The 3,880-nt window shown below is 72.8% G+C and carries 3 protein-coding genes; all 3 read right to left on the bottom strand.

The features are described 5' to 3' along the window. Positions 1-117: 117 nt before the first annotated feature. Positions 118-246 (bottom strand): mycelium formation morphogenetic lantipeptide SapB, encoded by a 129-nt coding sequence (ramS, locus tag ACWGH4_RS32635; protein ID WP_453467218.1) that lies wholly within the window; start codon positions 244-246, stop codon positions 118-120. 43 nt (positions 247-289) lie between these two features. Continuing rightward, positions 290-2,896, bottom strand: a complete 2,607-nt coding sequence (gene lanKC / locus ACWGH4_RS32630; RefSeq protein ID WP_453467216.1) for a class III lanthionine synthetase LanKC — start codon at positions 2,894-2,896, stop codon at positions 290-292. A gap of 190 nt (positions 2,897-3,086) precedes the next feature. Continuing rightward, the gene (locus ACWGH4_RS32625; protein ID WP_005311653.1) at positions 3,087-3,854 is read right to left on the bottom strand and encodes an enoyl-CoA hydratase/isomerase family protein; all 768 of its coding nucleotides are present in this window, start codon (positions 3,852-3,854) and stop codon (positions 3,087-3,089) included. Positions 3,855-3,880: the final 26 nt, after the last annotated feature.

Genomic DNA, 3,880 nt, shown 5'->3' with positions numbered 1-3,880 from the left:
GGGCAGCGCCGGCCCCCGCCCGGCGCCGCGTACCGGCCGCCGCGGCGCCCCCGGCGTGGTGCCCCGGGGGCGCCGGGACTCCGCTGCGACGTGCGCCGCTCGCGGAGCCGCGCCGGATCAGTTGCAGGTGGTCAGGCTGAGGCTGCTGTCACCGCACAGCAGCAGGCTGGCGCGGCTGCCGGTCTCGACGTCGCCGATGGCCTCTTCCTTCGGGGTCTCCATCGACTGCAGGTCCAGCAGGGTCATGATCTTTTCCTCTCTGTCGGGGACGGTGCTACTGACGACCCCGTCACGGGGCCGGTTCTTGGGGGTGCCGCAGCGGCGGCAGGAACGGCAGCTGCGCCGGGCGGTCGCCGAGCGCCGCCGCCAGTGCCAGCAGGCAGCCGGCCGTACCGGTGGACAGGTCCATCGACAGCCGCATCATCTGCTCACCGGGAAAGGCCAGCCGGCCTTCGTAGGACATGGCGTGCCAGGCCAGAGAGCGGATCTGGCGGCGCACGTCCTCCGCTGTGGTGCCGGGGCCGCCCGTGGTGGTACGCGCGAGGTGCAGGACCATGCCGGCGGCGCCGCGGAAGAGGCCGGGCTGTGCGTAGAACGTGGCCTGCGCGGCGCGTACGATCTCGCGGCGTGCCTGGTCGAAGGTCTCGTCGCGGCGGTGGGCCGCGTAGTCGTCGAGCACCATTCCTATGCCGACGCTGCCCGCTCCCAGATAGGGCATCGTGCGCCAGCCCTCGTCCACCTGGAGGGTGCCCGCGGCACCCTGTACGCACCGGGACAGGTCGTCGCGCAGCGCCTCGGCCGCGAGGTCGAGCAGCGCGGTGTTCCCGGTGCGTTCGTGCAGCCGCACGAAGAGCAGCGCCCGGCCCGCGGACCCGTGCAGCAGCCCGGTGCGCCGTGGGCTCCGCCCGGTCCCGGCTCCGGCAGGGACGGGGCGGGCCGTCAACTCCGCGCAGCGGAGGGCGGCGTCGTGCAGGGCCGTCTCCCCGGTGGCGGCGGCGAGGGCGTCGAAGGCGAGGCCGAGTCCGGCCGTGCCGCCGTGCAGGTCGGGTGAGAGTGCCGACCAGTCCTGTTCGAGAATCCGGTGGGCGAGTTCCAGGGCGGGGTCCGTGTGTCCCAGCCGGTGAAGGGTCCAGGCGATGCCGGCAAGGCCGTCGTAGAACCCGAGCGGAGTGCCCGAGTCGGGTGCCTTGGCGTGACGCAGCAGCCACTCCTCGGCGGCGGGGCAGGCCGGGGAGCCGCTCTCGTGGAGCGCGTAGAGCACTCCGGCGGCACCGTGGCCGAAGGCCGCTCCGCCGCCCGCGGCCGCGAACTGCGCGATGTCGCCGGGGAAATAGCGGTCCTCGCGCTCCGGGGTCGCCGACGCGAGGATCGCCCCGGCCATCGAGTCGCGGCTGCGCGGCCAGTCGTCCGGTTCCACGGGGAGGAACCGGAGAGACCGTCCCGCCGGCGCGTTGGGCGGCCCCCCGGCCGGGTCGCGTCCGATCTCCCGTACGGCCTCGTCGAGGAAGTCGCGGGGCACCGGGAAGTGCCGTGCCGCGAGGTCGGCCAGGTGCGCCGCCTTGCCCCGGTCGACGGCGAGCAGGCTGGTGAGCGGCAGGAACAGGGCGATCCGCAGGCAGGCCAGCGCGTAGCGGTCGACGTCGGTGCCGCGCCGGTCGGCGGGGGCGACGAACGCCGGGTGGGCGACGATCTGGCGGCCGCGCTCCTCCACAGGGCGTGCCGCTTCGAAGTCGAGCAGTACCACGGACTCCTCGTCCTCGGCGACCATGATGTTGAACAGGTGCAGATCGTTGAAGACCACTCCGCGTGCGTGGACGTCGGCCACCGCCTGTTCGACCAGGCCGTGCATCCGCATCGCCCACCGGGTGTACTCGTCCAGCCGCTCGGGCGAAGGGTCCGCGTCGATCAGCGGGTGCCTGCGGGCGAAGAAGGAGTTGAGCGGCCGGCCCGCCACATGTTCCAGTGCGAGGAAGTGGTGCTCGCCCAGCACGAAGCGGTCCACGACCTCCGGCGTGCAGTCGAGCCCCGACAGCTGCCGCAGCGCCCGGTGTTCCCGGTCCAGGCGGGTCACCGCGTCGGCGCCGTCGGCGGCGAGGCCGGCGTACGGGCGGGCCTCCTTGAGCACGACCCGCCTGCCGGTGGCCTTGTGGTGAGCCTCGTAGACCCCGCCGCCGTTGGAGAAGTGCAGCGCCTTGTCGATGGTGTACGGCAGGTCTGTGACAGCCACCGCGCCACGGGCCTCGAGGTGGGGCCGCAGATAGTCGGGCGGGGTGACCCATCCGGGTATGCGGAACACCGGTTCGCGCGGGTCGGGCACGAGCGCGCCGGCCCCGTTCTCGATCGCGGGGCGCAGCTCACCGTGCTCGTCGTAGCAGTGGCGGCGGGTGAAGCTCCCGTAGCGCAGGTGCACCGGTCCCGCGCCCCAGCGCAGGTCGCTGAGGATGTACGGGCCGGGCTCGCCGTCGAGGAGCGCGGCGAGGTCGCCCGCGATCCGACCGCATCGGGCGTCGTCCGCCGGGTAGACCGTGATGAACTTGCCGCTCGCCGCCCGGTCGGCGTACTTGGCGTTGCGCTGGTGCAGCAGGTAGCGGCTCGGGACGAACTTGAACGCCACCCCGTGCGCCAGGCAGTACGTCCGGACCGTGGTGAGCACGGACTCCGCGTTGTCGAGGGAGGCGGAGACATGGATCTTCCAGCCCTGGGACGGCAGCGCCTGGTCGACGGGCCGCAGGGCGAGCCAGTCGCCCGTGCGGTGGCTGAGCCAGCCCTCGGGGACGGGCAGCCGCGCCGCCTCGTACAGGGAGCCGTGAGAGCTCTCCGCTGCGAACTCCAGGCGGTGCGGCGCGTCGTAGAAGTGCCGGTCGGCGTCGCAGTAGACCGCGTACCCCTTGTTCACGCACACTCCCTCGGTCGGTGACAGGAGTGACGTTGTCACGCGCCGCCGGGCGCCCGACAGTCACCGCTGTCACCTTCCGAACGTGCGGTACGCACAGGTAACCAGGGCCGCACACGGCGGGCCGGCCCTGCCGAGCGGGCCCACTGCCCGGGGCCCGGACAGAGCCGGAACCGTGCCCGACCAGGTGCGGTCAGAGGAACTTGGCCTTGCCCGGGCCTTCCTCGACGAAGCTGCGCATGCCGCGTTCCCGGTCCTCGGTGGCGAACAGGCCGGCGAACCAGTTACGTTCCACGGCGAGCCCGGTCTCGATGTCCGTCTCGAGTCCGGCGTCCACCGATTCCTTCGCCGCGCGCAGCGCCAGCGCGGGCCCCTTGGCCAATGCCGCGGCCCAGGCGTGTGCCTGCTCGTACACCTCGGCGGCGGGGACGACACGGTCCACCAGGCCGAGGGAGAGCGCCTCTTCCGCCTTGACCATGCGGCCCGTGAAGATCAGGTCCTTGGCGCGGGAGGGGCCGATCAGCCGGGACAGCCGCTGGGTGCCGCCCGCTCCCGGGATGAGGCCGAGCAGGATCTCCGGCTGGCCGAGCTTGGCGTTGTCGGCGGCGATCCGGTAGTCCGCGCAGAGCGCGAGCTCACAGCCGCCGCCGAGGGCGTAGCCGGTGACGGCCGCGACGACGGGCTTCGGGATACGGGCCACGGCGGTGAAGGACTCCTGCAGTGCCCGGGAACGCACGACCATCGCCGCGTGGTCCATGGCCTGCATCTCCTTGATGTCCGCGCCTGCCGCGAACACCTTCTCACCGCCGTAGAGGATCACGGCCCGCACGTCGTCACGGCGGCCAGCCTCCTCCGCGAGCTCGCGCAGCCGGTCCTGGACGGCGATGTCGAGGGCGTTCATCGGAGGGCGGTCGAGCCTGATGGTGCCGACGCCTTCGGAGACTTCCAGTGAAACGGTCATGAGGAGAGGTTAGTGCGCGTTAACGC

The sequence above is a fragment of the Streptomyces sp. NPDC054847 genome (assembly GCF_053610925.1).
Note: the sequence above shows the minus strand (reverse complement) of the source record. Positions and strands in the feature narration are given on the sequence as shown.